The 14,573-nt window shown below is 42.9% G+C and carries 19 protein-coding genes; 7 read left to right on the top strand and 12 right to left on the bottom strand.

The window, feature by feature from the left end; genetic code table 11:
- Positions 1–47: 47 nt before the first annotated feature.
- From miaA to tsaE, 3 genes are read right to left on the bottom strand one after another with little or no spacing between them, the layout of a single operon-like run.
- A complete protein-coding gene (miaA, locus tag QLH32_RS17730; RefSeq protein ID WP_283267364.1) occupies positions 48–992 on the bottom strand; it encodes a tRNA (adenosine(37)-N6)-dimethylallyltransferase MiaA in 945 nt (314 codons plus the stop codon).
- A gap of 6 nt (positions 993–998) precedes the next feature.
- Positions 999–2,957, bottom strand: coding sequence for a DNA mismatch repair endonuclease MutL (gene mutL, locus QLH32_RS17725; RefSeq protein WP_283267363.1), 1,959 nt, complete (start codon positions 2,955–2,957; stop codon positions 999–1,001).
- A complete protein-coding gene (gene tsaE, locus QLH32_RS17720) occupies positions 2,947–3,423 on the bottom strand; it encodes a tRNA (adenosine(37)-N6)-threonylcarbamoyltransferase complex ATPase subunit type 1 TsaE (protein ID WP_279960340.1) in 477 nt (158 codons plus the stop codon). The genes mutL and tsaE overlap by 11 nt, the downstream gene beginning before the upstream one ends.
- A gap of 106 nt (positions 3,424–3,529) precedes the next feature.
- Here tsaE and QLH32_RS17715 point away from each other — a divergent pair, with 106 nt between their 5' ends.
- The 4 genes from QLH32_RS17715 (at position 3,530) to QLH32_RS17700 (ending at position 6,026) form a co-directional block, all read left to right on the top strand.
- Positions 3,530–4,156: a hypothetical protein gene (locus QLH32_RS17715; RefSeq protein WP_283267362.1), complete on the top strand. Its 627-nt coding sequence runs from the start codon at positions 3,530–3,532 to the stop codon at positions 4,154–4,156.
- Between the two features lies 1 nt (position 4,157).
- On the top strand, positions 4,158–5,066 hold the full coding sequence (locus tag QLH32_RS17710; protein WP_283267361.1) for a pseudouridine synthase: 909 nt from the start codon (positions 4,158–4,160) through the stop codon (positions 5,064–5,066).
- A gap of 109 nt (positions 5,067–5,175) precedes the next feature.
- Entirely contained in the window at positions 5,176–5,484 is a 309-nt protein-coding gene (locus QLH32_RS17705; protein WP_283267359.1) for a type II toxin-antitoxin system RelB/DinJ family antitoxin, read from the top strand.
- A 98-nt stretch (positions 5,485–5,582) separates the two neighbouring features.
- Positions 5,583–6,026, top strand: coding sequence for a GNAT family N-acetyltransferase (locus QLH32_RS17700; RefSeq protein ID WP_267979053.1), 444 nt, complete (start codon positions 5,583–5,585; stop codon positions 6,024–6,026).
- On the opposite strand, the gene QLH32_RS17695 is transcribed toward QLH32_RS17700, so the two are convergent.
- Positions 6,027–6,740, bottom strand: coding sequence for a pseudouridine synthase (locus QLH32_RS17695; RefSeq protein WP_283267358.1), 714 nt, complete (start codon positions 6,738–6,740; stop codon positions 6,027–6,029). It abuts the gene before it with no gap.
- 245 nt (positions 6,741–6,985) lie between these two features.
- Here QLH32_RS17695 and QLH32_RS17690 point away from each other — a divergent pair, with 245 nt between their 5' ends.
- From QLH32_RS17690 to QLH32_RS17680, 3 genes are all read left to right on the top strand, one after another.
- Complete coding sequence (locus QLH32_RS17690; protein WP_283267357.1) at positions 6,986–7,483, top strand: glycine zipper domain-containing protein; 498 nt, start codon at positions 6,986–6,988, stop codon at positions 7,481–7,483.
- 260 nt (positions 7,484–7,743) lie between these two features.
- Positions 7,744–7,923, top strand: coding sequence for a hypothetical protein (locus QLH32_RS17685; protein WP_283267356.1), 180 nt, complete (start codon positions 7,744–7,746; stop codon positions 7,921–7,923).
- Between the two features lie 11 nt (positions 7,924–7,934).
- Positions 7,935–8,153, top strand: coding sequence for a hypothetical protein (locus QLH32_RS17680; protein WP_283267355.1), 219 nt, complete (start codon positions 7,935–7,937; stop codon positions 8,151–8,153).
- A 185-nt stretch (positions 8,154–8,338) separates the two neighbouring features.
- On the opposite strand, the gene QLH32_RS17675 is transcribed toward QLH32_RS17680, so the two are convergent.
- From QLH32_RS17675 to QLH32_RS17640, 8 genes are all read right to left on the bottom strand, one after another.
- Positions 8,339–8,923: a glycoside hydrolase family 19 protein gene (locus QLH32_RS17675; RefSeq protein ID WP_283267353.1), complete on the bottom strand. Its 585-nt coding sequence runs from the start codon at positions 8,921–8,923 to the stop codon at positions 8,339–8,341.
- Positions 8,920–9,297 (bottom strand): hypothetical protein, encoded by a 378-nt coding sequence (locus QLH32_RS17670; RefSeq protein WP_283267351.1) that lies wholly within the window; start codon positions 9,295–9,297, stop codon positions 8,920–8,922. The genes QLH32_RS17675 and QLH32_RS17670 overlap by 4 nt, the downstream gene beginning before the upstream one ends.
- A gap of 76 nt (positions 9,298–9,373) precedes the next feature.
- Complete coding sequence (locus QLH32_RS17665) at positions 9,374–10,429, bottom strand: hypothetical protein (RefSeq protein ID WP_283267350.1); 1,056 nt, start codon at positions 10,427–10,429, stop codon at positions 9,374–9,376.
- Complete coding sequence (locus QLH32_RS17660) at positions 10,430–10,726, bottom strand: hypothetical protein (RefSeq protein WP_283267348.1); 297 nt, start codon at positions 10,724–10,726, stop codon at positions 10,430–10,432.
- Entirely contained in the window at positions 10,723–11,838 is a 1,116-nt protein-coding gene (locus QLH32_RS17655; RefSeq protein WP_283267347.1) for a DUF2793 domain-containing protein, read from the bottom strand. Before QLH32_RS17655 ends, QLH32_RS17660 begins: the two co-directional genes overlap by 4 nt.
- The gene (locus QLH32_RS17650; RefSeq protein WP_283267346.1) at positions 11,839–14,025 is read right to left on the bottom strand and encodes a phage tail protein; all 2,187 of its coding nucleotides are present in this window, start codon (positions 14,023–14,025) and stop codon (positions 11,839–11,841) included. It lies immediately after the preceding gene.
- Complete coding sequence (locus QLH32_RS17645) at positions 14,012–14,227, bottom strand: hypothetical protein (RefSeq protein ID WP_283267345.1); 216 nt, start codon at positions 14,225–14,227, stop codon at positions 14,012–14,014. The genes QLH32_RS17650 and QLH32_RS17645 overlap by 14 nt, the downstream gene beginning before the upstream one ends.
- The gene (locus QLH32_RS17640) at positions 14,224–14,475 is read right to left on the bottom strand and encodes a hypothetical protein (protein ID WP_283267344.1); all 252 of its coding nucleotides are present in this window, start codon (positions 14,473–14,475) and stop codon (positions 14,224–14,226) included. The genes QLH32_RS17645 and QLH32_RS17640 overlap by 4 nt, the downstream gene beginning before the upstream one ends.
- Positions 14,476–14,573: the final 98 nt, after the last annotated feature.

The following is a 14,573-nucleotide window of genomic DNA, read 5'->3' as shown; positions in this document are numbered from 1 at the left end:
TTATTTTTTAACTAAAAATTATAAAAAGACAGCCTGCGAATTTTGCTTTATCCAAAGAAGTTTCGCAAGTCTTCTTTCGCCTGCTTTATCGTCACGTAAGTTTTAAAATCGTGTAATTCTTGCAAAGAACGTAACCAAGTGTATTGACGTTTGGCAAGTTGCCGTGTCGCAAATAGCGCTTTGTTCTCCATTTCAACCCTATTTTTGAGACTCAAGTCACTTTTCAATAAAAAATCTAAAGCTTGACGATAACCTACAGACCGCATAGATGGTAAATTATCATTTAAATCGTATTTTTTAATTAATTCCTCTACTTCATTTAAAAAACCAATATTCCACATCTTGCTCAATCTTTGCTCAATGCGTTGATGTAATTCTAACCGATCTGGCATGAGGGCATAGTTATAAAAAGTGTAACGATATGGTTGATTTTTAGGTTGTTCTGCCTGTAGTTTTGTTATTGGTTCACCCGTAATTCGGTATACTTCCAATGCCCGAATAATACGTTGCCGATCTGAAACCCTAAACTTTTGACCTGCGATGGGATCAACAGCAACCAGTTCATCATAAACCGCCTGCCAGCTTTCCTGTTCAGCCTTGGCAATAATGGCATCACGGATTGCCTGATCCGCATTGGGCAGGTTATCGGCAAGCCCCTCAAGCAGGGACTTGAAATACAGCATGGTTCCACCCACCAAAATCGGTGTCTTGCCCCGTGCATGCATATCATCGATCAACGGGCAAACATCCTCAACAAACTGGGCTGCCGAGTACACTTCCAAAGGTGTAATAATATCAATCAAATGATGTGGATATTGTTGCTGCTCTTCTTTAGTCGGTTTTGCCGTTCCAATATCCATATCCTTATAGACCAGGGCTGAATCGACAGAAATCAGTTCAAAATTTCCACGCTCATACAGTTCACATGCCAAAGCAGTTTTACCACTTGCGGTAGGCCCCATTAAATTAATCACGGGCAATTGATTTGACATGAAACCCTACTCTCCTCGAGCAAATAATTTATCTAGTTGATGTAGTGGAAATGCCCGCCAGGTGGGGCGACCGTGGTTACACTGGCTGGCAAACTCGGTTTGCTCCATTTGGCGCAACAATGCATTCATTTCAGACAGACTGAGTTGACGATGGGCACGAACCGCACCATGACAGGCCATTCCAGCCAACAGTTCATCACGTTTTTGCAATAAACCTCTCGCCTCATCATTCGGGTCAAGGTCATTCAATAATTCTGGAATTAAATTGCCAAAATCTGCCTTATGCAAAATGGCTGGTACACCACGCACGATCACTTGTTCATCACCATATTGGTCAATTTCCAGCCCCAGCCGTTGCAGTTGAGGTTGCAGGTCCTCAATACGTGTGGCCTGCATACGGTTAATCGAAACCACCTTTGGAATCAGTAGTTGCTGTGACATCCAGAATTCAGGCTTATCCCACGCCGCTTTCATCTGCTGTAGCAAAATCCGCTCATGCGCAGCATGCATATCAACAATGATTAAACCCTCGGTATTTTGCGCCAGAATATAAATGCCATGAAGTTGTGCAATCGCAATACCCAGTGGGAATTCATCTACCTTTGCTACTGTTTGATCCTGCTCCGAATCAACCTCTTCACGCAAAGGTGCCAGATAACTTTTTAAGGCATTGTTGATTTGCGTGGAACCACTGTAACGCGGCTGTTGTGGCTGTGACACATTGTATTGAACCGCTTGTGGACGACTTTGATTAAACTCAGTCAGCAAATCTGTTGATACTTCTACTTGCTGGTTTCGCTGTGGTTCAGGTTCAACTTCTGCGCGATGTAAATGAAACTGTTCCTGATATTTTGGCTGGGGTTGATAAACTGAACTATTTGTTGCAGCCGCCGCATCCACTTTCATGGCTTGGGCTAAATCAGCAGTTGCTGTCTGAAATTGAGCCAAAGTTTCTTTAGCATAATGACGTACAAATTCATGTACTTCCCGTTGATTCAGGAAACGGATTTCATGTTTGGTTGGATGCACATTGACATCAATATTTTCAGGATCAACCTCTAAAAACAGCAAATAAGAGGAATGTTGGTGACCATGCAAAATCCCCTCATACGCCATACGCAGCGCATGAGAAATGGTCTTGTCCTTGACAATACGACCATTCACATAGACATACTGCAAATCAGCCTGTGCCCGTGCATCAGACGGATGCCCCAGCCAGCCAGACAAACGCATATTGATACTTTCAGCATCCATCCAGTAGGCATTTTGAATAAACTGTTGGCCTAACAATTGCTGAACACGTTGATAACGCAATTCACCACTATCAGCAATCGGCAGGTTCAAGCGAATATTATCGTTGTGCTCAAGCATAAAACGAATATCAAAATGCGTTAACGCCAGACGACGAACAATTTCTTCAATATGTCCAAATTCTGTACTTGGTTTTTTCAGGAATTTACGGCGCGCAGGCACATTAAAGAATAAATCCTGAACGCGGATATGGGTGCCTTTTTGTGCCGCCACCGCCTGAACCTGTTGATGGTCAAAAGCCGTACCATTGACCTCAACCTGATAACCCACACCCTGTTCATCCTGACAGCTGGTTAAGGTTAAACGGGATACCGCTGCGATTGAGGCCAATGCCTCGCCCCGAAATCCCAGACTCACTATCGCATGCAAGTCTTCTGAGGTTCTAATTTTACTGGTGGCATGACGCATAACTGCCAATGACAAATCATCTGGATGAATACCATGACCATTGTCAATGATTTCAATTAGCGTTGAACCACCTTGGGCAACCCGAATGATCAATTCAGTCGCGCCCGCATCAATCGAGTTTTCCAAGAGTTCCTTGATCACTGACGATGGACGTTCAATTACCTCGCCCGCTGCAATCTGGTTGGCTAAGGCAGCATCAAGGGTATGAATACGACGGGTTGAACGATGTGTTGAATCATGCGCCATTCAATTGTTCCTGCAAAGTATTCGCTAGCTCTTGTGAATTTACGCTTAACGTCACAAAACGCGTCAGTTCATCATCAGATTTCTGAATATCAATCACCACATCCGCTTGAGGAATCTCATCACCACCTTTAGATGGCCATTCAAACAGGAATAAGGCATCAGGTGTTTCCAAATAATCACGGATTCCCATCAGTTCCAGTTCATAGGGATCATCTAAACGGTATAAATCGAAGTGAAAAATTTCTTTTCCTTGAATGCTATACGGTTCAACCAAAGTATAGGTCGGACTTTTAACAGAACCCTGATGCCCTAAACTTTGTAGGAAATAACGGGTGAATGTTGTTTTCCCTGCCCCCAGATCACCAATTAAATAAATAATGCCTGAATGCACATACTGGGAAAGCACTTGTGCAAAATCTTGGGTATCCTGTTCATGATTTAGGGTAAATTTCACTGAATACGACATGGCAAATAAAACAAAACTGGAATGGTGGCTATGATAACATTGCACAGCTTCAAAGCCTAATCCATAGCAATACGTTGGTTCTTTTTTACAACATTGAAGAGAAGACATGACTCTACAAAATCGGGTTGATCCTTGGGGAAAATTGAATACGCATCCCTCAAAAAGTGCGACTTTAATGGGGAATCGAGGTGGTAAGCTGCATAATGCAGACAAGCAAATCATTAAGCAATTTTCCACTCAATCATGGATCAACTGCGTAACCAGATTCGGTAATATCAAAAGAGAGGTTTTTGGACAGTCTTATTCTGAACTGTTCTTTCTAGATGAAGCAACCGCCTTGGCGGCAGGTCACCGTCCTTGTGGAGAATGTCAAAACCAGCGCTATAAACAGTTTAAAAATGCATGGATTCATGCAAACAACACTGGTATTTCACTACCTGTAAAAGAGATGGATAAAAAAATTCATCAAGACCGCCTAACAGCAGATAAAAACAAGAAAACATTTCAAGCCAAAATTTCTGATTTACCAATTGGCACTTTCTTTGAGCATGACTCAAAAGCAATCGTGATCTTTAAAGACAATCATTATTTGGTTTGGTCTTTTGATGGCTATCAACAGGAAGTTGAATTACCAAATGACCTGATTGTGAACGTCCTCACGCCAGAATCTTTTGTCAAAGCATTTGATGAGGGATTTATACCTCGTTTCCACCATTCAGCCTCACTCAAATAATATGAATATTATTGAAAGTTTTACTCCACCTCTCATCAATGGTGTCAGTGCCAGTAAAGTCTTTTTACCCAATGACCTCACTGTAAACACAGTTTTTGAATATCTTTGCCAGCATTTCCCCCATATTCAGCCGCAAGAATGGCAACAGCGTTTTGCAGACCAACTGATTTACGCTGCTGATGGTTCAATCCTGACGCTGGAAAGTCCCTATACAGCAAATACCCATATTTTTTATTATCGTTTTCTGGCGCATGAAATTCATGTGCCTTTTCAGCATGAAATTTTATTTGAAAATGAAAATTTACTGGTGGTGGATAAACCTCACTTCCTGACCATGACACCAACTGGACAATACGTTCAGGAAACCTTACTGGTTCGCCTGAAAAGACAAACAGGCAAGCAAGACCTAACCCCGATTCATCGATTGGATCGGGAAACGGCTGGCGTGGTTTTATTCAGCAAAAAACCTGAATCGCGCGGAATCTACCAACAACTTTTTGCCGAACGCAAAGTCCGGAAAGTCTATCATGCTATTGCCGCTTATCATCCCGAACTCAAATTTCCACAGACTGTTCAACTGCATCTAGAAAAGGGTAATCCTTTTTACACCATGCAAATTAATCCAGAAAAACCGAGCAATACGGAAACACACATAGAACTGCTGGAACATACACAGCAGAAAGCCAAATATCTGCTTAGACCCAAAACAGGCAAACAACACCAACTCCGTGTACACCTCAATTATCTGGGTATCCCAATCCTACACGACCCTTTTTATCCAACTGTTCAACATAAGGCGGATGATGATTTTAGCTGCCCATTGCAATTACTGGCCAAGCAGATTCAGTTTGTTGATCCCATTTCCCAGCAGGAAATGCATTTTATTTCTAATTTTGAACTCACACTGTAAACACAACGTAATGACAAAAAATCACTATTTTCACTTCAAAAATATTGAAATTAGCCTGTGATCGTTTAAAATACATGACGATAACTAAAAATATTTGGTCATATCTTTCATGCGAAAAACAGAAGTTTATCAGGTTCGACTTGATTCCCAGGAAAAGAAACAGGCGTTTGCCGTTTTTAAGCAGCTCGGTATCTCCCCTGCTCAGGCTGTGCGACTTTTCTTTAAACAGGTGGTACTGACCAAATCCATTCCCTTTGCGATTGAAAACCAGAATATCAATATGGAACAGTTGCTTAAACTGCGTAAGTCAAAAGCAAATCACTCCACCGAAAATTCTGCTTCCAATCCTATTGAAGATGACCACGAAGACCTGTTTGAAGAACTCAACGCACTTTTAGGCGAAAGTGACAAAACTTAACAATGTTGCATTTATACACAAGTTTTTATTTTTTAAGCTGAATTTTTTTCGCTATCCTGTGATTCCAAATAGAACGATAAGCTTAAGGATAGGTCAGGATGATTGTTAAGCGAGCCACAAAAGAAGATCTTCATCAACTTGCTGTCCTGTTTGACGAATACCGTCAGTTCTATGGCGCATCATCAAATATTGAACAATCCTATCAATTTCTCAAACATCGTTTCGACAATAAAGACAGTGTCATTTTTATCCATGTTAAGGATGATGTGTTTACAGGCTTTGTTATGCTTTATCTCGCCTTTTCCTCTGTTGCCTGTGAAACTTACTACATTTTAGACGATGTTTATGTGACGCCATCTTTCCGCAAACAAGGTTCAGCGAAACAATTGATTGATACCGCCATTCTCTTCGCCCGTCATGAAAATGCCCAGCGTATCAGCCTCGAAACACAAAAGAACAATTACCAGTCCCACCGTCTTTATGAGCAGATGGGCTTTATTCGGGACGATGAGTTCAAGACTTTCCACTGTTTTTTAAAATAATTATTCATCTAGCACAATATTTTGACTTAACTGTTTTTGCGAAGAAGTTAAGTACATCCACCCACCCTCCGCTAAATCAGGTAGTTCAAGCTGCCCAATTTGATGACGATGCAATGCGTCAACCTTGTTGCCTACAGCGGCAAGCATACGCTTAACCTGATGATATACACCCTGATGAACCGTCATGGAAAGCTGGTTCGCGGAAATTAACTGCACATCTGTTGCAGCGAAAATCCCTTTTTCATTACGAAGCTCAACACCCTGCTCCAGAGCCTGAATTTGTTCAGGAGTCACTGGATCGGCTGTGGTGACATGATAAATCTTGGGTACATGCTTTCTGGGATGCGTCAGTGACTGTAGATACTGACCATCATCCGTTAATAATAGCAATCCTGTCGTATCCTGATCCAAGCGCCCCACACATTGCACACCACGATGAATCAGGATTTCAGGCAATAGGCTAAATACGCTTTGGTGATGTGTCGCCTGATGCGAACATTCATAATCCTGTGGTTTATTTAAGGCAATATAGACATTTTCCCTATATTGGTATGGTTCACCAAAAACAATGAAATTAAGATCATCCGTATTAAAGTTCTGTTTGGGATTGTCACAAACCTGATTTTCAATAAGGACAGAACCATTCCTAATCAACTGCTGGCAATATTTACGTGAACCAAAGCCTTGAGATTGCAAAATTTTTTCCAGCAGCATAAAAGCATCCTAAGCGAAATCACTTTATTGTACTCGATTAAGCTGTTCACCGCTGTTCGCTGAACATTCATTCTTTATTTTTATAATTTATTCATATTCCCTCCATCTGCAATACAACATATACAAAACCCTCATTAAAACATCGTACACATGGGGAGCTGCTCCACATTTTCACTCAAATGTCCTGCTAAATTGGTCTCAAGTAAAAAAATGCTGTCCCAAAACAAAGGACAAGGAGTTTTCCCATGAAATCGAATATCTGGTTATGTAGCGTTATCCTTGCAACCACTTCAATGGTGTCTGTTGCCCATGCTGACAATACAACACGGGTTGCGGCAACCTCTGCACTTGGCAGTGTGGTGGGCACCGCGATTGGTCAACAGCTTGGCGGACAAACAGGTGCCATGATTGGTTCTGCGCTTGGTGGCGCAGGTGGGGCCGCAGCATCCAGCAATAAGCGTGACCGTACTGAAGCCGCAATTGGTGGTGGTCTAGGTGGTGCTGGTGGTTATACCGTAGGCCGTAACATGGGTGGAACCAATGGCGGTTATATCGGTGCTGCACTAGGTGCAGCTGGTGGTGCGGCATTAGGTCAAAAAGTGGGGCAGGATCGTGCCGAAGAGGAACGCTATGACCGTCGTTATGACAACCGCCGTTCGTACAATGACCGCCGCTACTACAACTCACGCTATAACTATCGTCATGACAATGGCAAGCACCGTGGCTGGTACAAACATCGTTAATAGATTTTATCCTTACCCCTTTGGCACTTTCGAGTGCCTTTTTTTATTTTAAAATTCAACAAGTTAATATTTTAATTTACTCCATTGTTGCACTAAATTTTAAACTTTATTTTTTTGAATTAATTTTAAATATATTTTCGAATTTAATGATTATTTACACTGTTTGTTTATTATTTGATCTATTTTATGTAAATTCAGATTAAATTTGATTGTTAATTATGCTTAACTTGATTTCGTAACTTAATCAAGAGCGCATAACTATGGGCACTAAATCAATACCGATTGAGAATCATGATTTACCTAATGACAATTTTGCACAGGATCACTATATAGAGGATTTCCAAGACTCAGGAAATGACTTTAACCAAGACACTGGCTATGATGAATTTGCACAATATGAGCATGCTGAGATTGTAAAACATCCCAAGAAAAAACGTTAAAGGATAAAGATATGCATTTATTTAAATTATCGAATGAGCAATTAACTCAGCTACTGATTCCAAAACGTTTTGTACCACCTATTCCGCCTGAGCTTGAGGGTAAAAATTTAGAATATGTATTTGATAGCTCAGATAAATTTGAACTGACTTATGATGAGTTGCTAGAAATTATTAGCAAAGCAAGATCAGCAGGTCCGCGCTTAATCCCTGTAATCGGTACAGTAAGCTGATGATGTTCTTAATGCAAAATTTAAAAGCTCACTATTGAATCTTAATAGTGAGCTTTTCAGGCTAAATTTAATGTTTGTCAACCAAGATTTATGGCTAATTTCTCTATTTGTCAACTAAACAAAGAATAGACACAAAGCTAATGCGCTCACGACCTGATTTAAAAGTGAGCGCTCGCAATAATAAATTAATTCTTTCCCAATAGGTTTTTAATTATCTCAAGCTTGGCTTTACGATCACCCAGCCCATTTACCCCTCCATTGATTTTACGTGTAATGGCAAGCACGTCATCTTTATCAGCAAGCTCATTTAATCCATTATCAGCCCAATATTTGCATGCGACCAGCATGCCAATACTCGGTAAGGCAACAATCTGAGGATTGTTTTCAAAGTCCAGTCCAAGTGATTGACCGTACTTTCGATAATTCGCACGCCCAGTAAGTTGAATTGGTCCACGTCCCTTGTAACGTGTACCATCTCCTTTTTGCGTATTACCTAAATCTGAACGATACTCGTAAGCTGATCCGCTTGCGATTTCCTCCATATACTTAAAGCCGCCTGACTCATGCGCCAATTGAGCAATAAAATGCGCAAAACGCAACTCATTATCTAAAATTCGATATGTACGCATGTGTACATTTGCCGCAAGTGCCAATTCATCAGCACGGGTTTGTGATGCACCAAGTCTTTTAAATAGGGCTGTTAAAGTGGCACGGCCAACAACACCATCATCATCAAGACCCAGCGCTTTCTGTAGATTCTTAAAGCTCATTGTTCACCGCCTTTACCACTGATAATTGCCACAAATGCAGATTTAACCTCTGCAATAATTTCTGATGGTTTTTTGCCTTTCATTAGAGCTATAGACTGATATGCAATACCAATAACCAATAGTCCAAACACAGCAAACACCAGCATGATGAAGCCTTGAAACATGGTTGATGTGGTTAAAAATCCATAGTGTTCAATAAATGCTGATCCGCCGTACAGGCTGACTGTGACACTACAAACAAACTTGGTGATAACACCAGGTGTAACTTGGATTTTCCCGTCCTTATCAATATCACCGCTTAATACAAGAGCAAGGATCGCCCCAATAATGGCTGGAAATATTTTTAGTACCCAAGGAATAGCGTTCTCTTGCATTTTTAAAGCCCCAATCGTTTATGAGACAATAAAAAAGGGCAACGTTTCCGTCACCCTGCGAATGGACTTCATTAACTTAATTGTAATGGATTAGTTTCCCTAGAAATCCATTTACAAGCATCGTATCGCTTAAACGAGATGTGCGTAGGTATTGTATATTTGTATATGTCGAAGCAATGGTCGTTATACTATTGCCGCTAGGACATTGTGTAAAAAAACTATTTGCTGCTAATCCTGTATTTGTTACACATTTAACAGACTCTACTGCATTTTGACCATTTACCCCTGCTGCATTGTACATTTTATATTCAGGCTTTAATCGACAAAGATTATAATCTGAACCCCCAAGATAAAAAAGCCCTGCAACAAATAACACACCACCAATAACTGCAAATCTTAAACCGTGATCTGTTGATGCTATAGATAAGTTTGGATTGACCCACTCGCTAATTGCTTCTATCGAAACCCACTTAACTGAAAGTTTATCTATCTGGGCTTGTAATTTTGCAAATCCATTTAGAAATATATCAGTTTCAACAATTGGGGAGGCTACAACTGATGGCAATCCAGTTAGTGTACTTTGACGTACCCGATTCTCAGTAAAATAAAGTTTATTGCCCTCTGGAATATCGCTGGTTGTTGCATTGTGCGGATTGCCTTGCGATAAAGAATGATCATAAGCAGCTTTACCGCGATCTCCACGATAAGCTGTTGTAGCTGTTTCACCCAACGCCACACCATCCGCAATCACCACATAGCCCGATCCTGACCAACGATACGTTTTATTTGTATCTTCAGTGACGTAAATCTTGCCTGCTTCACCAACCACAGGAAAATCAGCCCAAGTTGGATAGACAAGCACATCATCAACATAGCTTGGCAACTGTGACGCTGGGATAACACCGTCTATGAGATCAGCTTTAGTTGTGAGGGCTTGAACCACTGCGGCCGCACTTGCCTTGGTTTCAACTTCTTCAGTCAGATTATTCAAGTCATCTACAAATGAGTCTAAAACAGTGTTTAAATCATCTTGATCAACAATATTGCCAGTGACGCCGCCCCATGCAATCTCATGCACAATGGTTTCTTTTGCAATATGAATAGGGGTTTCACTTATAATCAGTTTATCCATTTAGCCCTCGATCACTTTAATTTTTGCAATACTGCTTTTTTTAACGCCAAATTTAGTACGTGTAACCTTTAGGCGCATTTCACCCACGCGCCAGCTTTCCGTGTCGGCACTGATGAGGGCCTTACCCTTGTTTATCGCCTGATCCAGCACCACGACATTGATGTTTTGGGACCATGTTTGGTCAGGTAGCTCAACACTGGCTGTGACTTCCGTATCTGTCAGGTCAATCAGCCGATTGCACCTGTCCCGATACTCAAGCGTGAGGTTCCATGTATCACCACGAATTATGGGATTCATTCTGGTATAACCTCCCTGATCCAGACAAAGCCAGTCCCTGCGGTTGCCATATCAAAATAGCCGTTGTCATAGTGTTTGCCGATTTTTAGGGTTAATTCTGTTGGTTCAACAAAATGAATAATGTTACTTATAACGACAGTGCCAGATTTTCCGCCAGTGTGCCCAGGGAGTCCATTTGCCCCCTTTGCAATCTGCGGCGCTGTTGAGAATAAATACTTAAGCGCCCTTTGCTGAATAGTGTCTACATCAGTCCACCCTTGGGCACCTGTGGAACTAGTGGGTGCTATCCCGAATGATCTGCTATCTACCTGTGTCCCACCAAAAAGATCACCATTTCCTTTGCCCTCAATAAGCAATTCACCTGTCAGAGTCCTTGTTACAGAGGTATCCCCCGTATTTGAAGAGACAATATTCAAAATGCCACTTGCTGCAATGCGGTAAAAACCAGCAGGAATGACTATGTTTTGAGTATCTGTATATAGCGTCCCATCAGACTGAGAAAATGGGTAATAACCCTCGCCACCTATGTCGTGAACATCCCCATAATCAGGCGGCGCGGTTATCATTGAAATTTGCGCCCTTAGTTTTGCGATTGCCCTTAAAATCGTATCTGACTCAATTACACTGCCAGTGACAGACAAGGACTCAAGCCCAGTAAGGGTTGTTGATAGTACATCTGTGGGTGTCGCATCCTGACCAGGTTCCCCTTTTTCGCCCCTGTCTCCTTGCGGTCCTTGATCGCCTTGATCACCCTTGGGGCCTGTTTCCCCCTGACTTGGCAAAACATTCCAGTTTGTGCCATCAAAAATATAGTTTACGTTCTCACTGATCAGGTACACCTGAAAACCCGCTTTAGGGCTGATAAAAACCCATTCACCAACGAATACGGCTAGGTTTTTCGCCTTGCCTGCAAAGTCACCTGACGGCGAACCGCCAACAATGTATAGATTGCCATTGGCAGGGCTACCTGGTACAGAATTGGTAATGTTTATCGCTCTTGGTTGTAATAGAGCGTCAATCAAGGCAATGTTATTATTCATTGGCCCACCCCAACCCACACTGCCAACGCTAAAACTGCCAGTTAAACCAATGTTGTTTAATGACTCACTCATTTAATTTCCCCAACTTCCACCGAAATTGAACCCATACCCAAGATCATATTCATATTCGCGCCCAAAACGATGCTCATGGTATTGGTATGACTCAATTCCATCCCGCACACTAAACAGTTGAACAGTGATATGGGTCTGCATACCACCACAGTCTGACACTTCATCATCTAGTGGGTATGTATAGCTGGTTCCAGTGAGGCCTGTCAGGGTGCGACATAGCACGTTGGCTTGGTCAAAAATCCTGATGGTATATGTGGTCCCGTCCTCTGGCATGAGTGATGCCTCCGTCTGATCCAGAATGTTTCGGTCCTGAATTATCCTGTTGCGCCCATTCCAGATTATCGTTATTGGCCCTGTTGTGTTTTCGGGTAGATACTCCCCATTGATACGGAATTTTGCAGGCGGATATGGCTTGTTATGGCGTGCCTGAATCATCAGTGTGTCAGTAGGTGCCATCACAGGGTCAAGTGTACCCATGCCCGTACGTGTAATAACCTTGGCTTGCAGGAAAGCACCTATTGGTGATGCTGTTTGATCTACCGTATTTGCACCATCACCAAAGAACAGGACGCTATTGGCTGGATGTTCATGGGGTACTGTGTCAATAACGCCCCGTGCAAGGGTGATCTCACCCGTCAGATCATTAAAACTATCAATGCGGACGTATTCATCATTAATGGCCGCATATTCACCTACCGTGACTTGGCTTGAATCATTTACGCTAAGTATCAGTGTGGTAAATTCCTCCTTGTCTAGTCCATCAGATACAACCGCAACGGCGCAATGGTCGCCCTGATCTACATCAGCGCCGTCAATGCGCAGGGTGTAATCGTAATAGCCCGCACCTGGGCGGCTGGCGTACATGATCGGAAAACCGTCATCAGGATCAATATAGGAAAGGTCGGCAGGGCTTAGGGTCCTGACCATCTCAAGAAAAGTTACTTCCCTGAATAAACGGTACGGCGCTGCGGCTGGTGGCTGTAGCGGATTCTCCCATTCATTGCCCTGCTGTCCGACATAACTATTGGCTGGCATGCCAAAGACATCCTCCAACGCCTCAATGGTGATCACACCAGAATCCAGCGAACCCGTATCAACACTTGCGACCCGCATCACCATTGCCGTAATACCCAGCTTGGGCCATGAAAACTTAAACACATCGTTTGGCAGTTGGTTCCACGCCTTGCGCTTTACCTTGATTTTTACCTTTGCCAGTGGTGAGCTACGGGCAATCAGTTCCCGCTGTGCGACCCGTGACGCCAGTTCTGCGCTGGTAATACCCGTAAAGCTGATCACCTGCGGGATAACGCCCTCCTGCGCCTGAATTGTTGCCAAATTCTGCACAGTGGTTGCGGTTTCCTCGAATGTCACTGGATCGGTAAATTTAACCGTCACCTCGCCAACCAGTTCACCCCAGCCCGCACGTTGATAGCTGACCAGTTCTACAATGCTGTCCTGGTCGAATACTGGGAGTGAATTAGGATCATAGTCTTGGCGAACCAGCTTGATCTGATACAGTCCCGTGCGCGGGTCGATATTTAATGAACCTGCAATATGGTTAAAAATGATCGCTAGGAATGACTCAAGCGTGCTTTGCTGTGCCCAGATCAACGAAAGCCCAAAACCCTCGTTATACAGCACATCGGCAACCTGCCTAAAATTGGCGTCATCAATGGATGCAGTGGGATAACACATCCCCCAATCACTATTAGTCAGGCACTCATACACAATATGGGCGGGGTTTGCATCACGGCCATTAATCAGGGCCTTTGATGAATACCACAGGCCATTTTGCCAGCCACTCAGAACACGGCGCACAATAAAGCTGAACGGCTTTAAATAAGGGTTATTGGCAGACATAATGCCCTTGTACACAAAACCCAAAACCCCACGAAATGCGGGAATATTCGTGCCAAGCTGCGCCGTGAGTAATGGGCTTGGTGTCTGTATGGAATCACCCATCTGAATGTGCATCTGGCCGCGTAAACCGCCCTCTTTCTCGTCACCGCCAAAAAGATCACCCTTATTGATATTCACTGTTTGGGTACTGGTGACAGTTGAGGTGTAGGCGTCCCGATCATCGGCAAGAATCTTTTGCACCTGGTCAACGGGACCATAACAGACACCCATGTGGACGGTCAGGCCGTAACGGTAGCCAACCGTCTGTGTCTTTTTACGACTCCCCATTTACTTCCCCTGCCAAACGTTTTTTTGCCTGTTCAACGGCACGGATTGCAAAAGGGTCATTGGTCGCAAGCAACACCTCGGCATCAATGCCATTCCCAACAAAATGCAGGTAATTCAGGTTGTAGCGCCTAAACCAAGCCCTTGCGCCTTTACTGCAAAAATCTACATCTTTGTGCTTAATATCTGCGTATGTGACTATCATTTTTTGCCCCCTTTCTTGGTGATTGACTCAATGGTCAGGCCGCCATACCAAAGAACGTTAGGGCCTTTAATTTTTACCGTTCCAAAAACAACAGGTATAGGCCGCCCCTCGTCTGCTGTTGGAGCGTCAAAGTCAGTAATATCAGCGGGTTTAGGCGTAGGTGGCTTTGGTGATAAAGCAGAAACAATATTGAGAAATGCCGCCGTAACAGTAAGCGGAAAAAAGACAATTTCCTTAAATAGATTCATACCAAGCCCCATTATGAGTATTGGTATGAATTTAGGTTGTTATAAGATTGGCGTCAGGGTGCGACTAGAATTTATTATTTTTTAATGATAAAAAAGAC

This window comes from Acinetobacter corruptisaponis (assembly GCF_030053775.1).
Classification (GTDB): domain Bacteria; phylum Pseudomonadota; class Gammaproteobacteria; order Pseudomonadales; family Moraxellaceae; genus Acinetobacter; species Acinetobacter corruptisaponis.
The sequence above is the reverse complement of the archived record's forward strand: the minus strand, read 5'-3'. Positions and strand labels throughout refer to the sequence as shown.

Excerpts from the sequence above, each read along its gene's own strand:
- QLH32_RS17715 (WP_283267362.1), top strand. The coding sequence starts at position 3,530 with ATGACTCTACAAAATCGGGTTGATCCTTGGGGAAAATTGAATACGCAT.
- QLH32_RS17700 (WP_267979053.1), top strand. The coding sequence starts at position 5,583 with ATGATTGTTAAGCGAGCCACAAAAGAAGATCTTCATCAACTTGCTGTC.
- QLH32_RS17690 (WP_283267357.1), top strand. The coding sequence starts at position 6,986 with ATGAAATCGAATATCTGGTTATGTAGCGTTATCCTTGCAACCACTTCA.
- QLH32_RS17705 (WP_283267359.1), top strand. The coding sequence starts at position 5,176 with ATGCGAAAAACAGAAGTTTATCAGGTTCGACTTGATTCCCAGGAAAAG.
- QLH32_RS17675 (WP_283267353.1), bottom strand. The coding sequence starts at position 8,923 with ATGAGCTTTAAGAATCTACAGAAAGCGCTGGGTCTTGATGATGATGGT.
- QLH32_RS17665 (WP_283267350.1), bottom strand. The coding sequence starts at position 10,429 with ATGGATAAACTGATTATAAGTGAAACCCCTATTCATATTGCAAAAGAA.
- QLH32_RS17645 (WP_283267345.1), bottom strand. The coding sequence starts at position 14,227 with ATGATAGTCACATACGCAGATATTAAGCACAAAGATGTAGATTTTTGC.
- QLH32_RS17685 (WP_283267356.1), top strand. The coding sequence starts at position 7,744 with ATGGGCACTAAATCAATACCGATTGAGAATCATGATTTACCTAATGAC.
- mutL (WP_283267363.1), bottom strand. The coding sequence starts at position 2,957 with ATGGCGCATGATTCAACACATCGTTCAACCCGTCGTATTCATACCCTT.
- QLH32_RS17670 (WP_283267351.1), bottom strand. The coding sequence starts at position 9,297 with ATGCAAGAGAACGCTATTCCTTGGGTACTAAAAATATTTCCAGCCATT.
- QLH32_RS17710 (WP_283267361.1), top strand. The coding sequence starts at position 4,158 with ATGAATATTATTGAAAGTTTTACTCCACCTCTCATCAATGGTGTCAGT.
- QLH32_RS17650 (WP_283267346.1), bottom strand. The coding sequence starts at position 14,025 with ATGGGGAGTCGTAAAAAGACACAGACGGTTGGCTACCGTTACGGCCTG.
- miaA (WP_283267364.1), bottom strand. The coding sequence starts at position 992 with ATGTCAAATCAATTGCCCGTGATTAATTTAATGGGGCCTACCGCAAGT.
- QLH32_RS17680 (WP_283267355.1), top strand. The coding sequence starts at position 7,935 with ATGCATTTATTTAAATTATCGAATGAGCAATTAACTCAGCTACTGATT.
- QLH32_RS17695 (WP_283267358.1), bottom strand. The coding sequence starts at position 6,740 with ATGCTGCTGGAAAAAATTTTGCAATCTCAAGGCTTTGGTTCACGTAAA.
- QLH32_RS17655 (WP_283267347.1), bottom strand. The coding sequence starts at position 11,838 with ATGAGTGAGTCATTAAACAACATTGGTTTAACTGGCAGTTTTAGCGTT.
- QLH32_RS17640 (WP_283267344.1), bottom strand. The coding sequence starts at position 14,475 with ATGAATCTATTTAAGGAAATTGTCTTTTTTCCGCTTACTGTTACGGCG.
- tsaE (WP_279960340.1), bottom strand. The coding sequence starts at position 3,423 with ATGTCGTATTCAGTGAAATTTACCCTAAATCATGAACAGGATACCCAA.
- QLH32_RS17660 (WP_283267348.1), bottom strand. The coding sequence starts at position 10,726 with ATGAATCCCATAATTCGTGGTGATACATGGAACCTCACGCTTGAGTAT.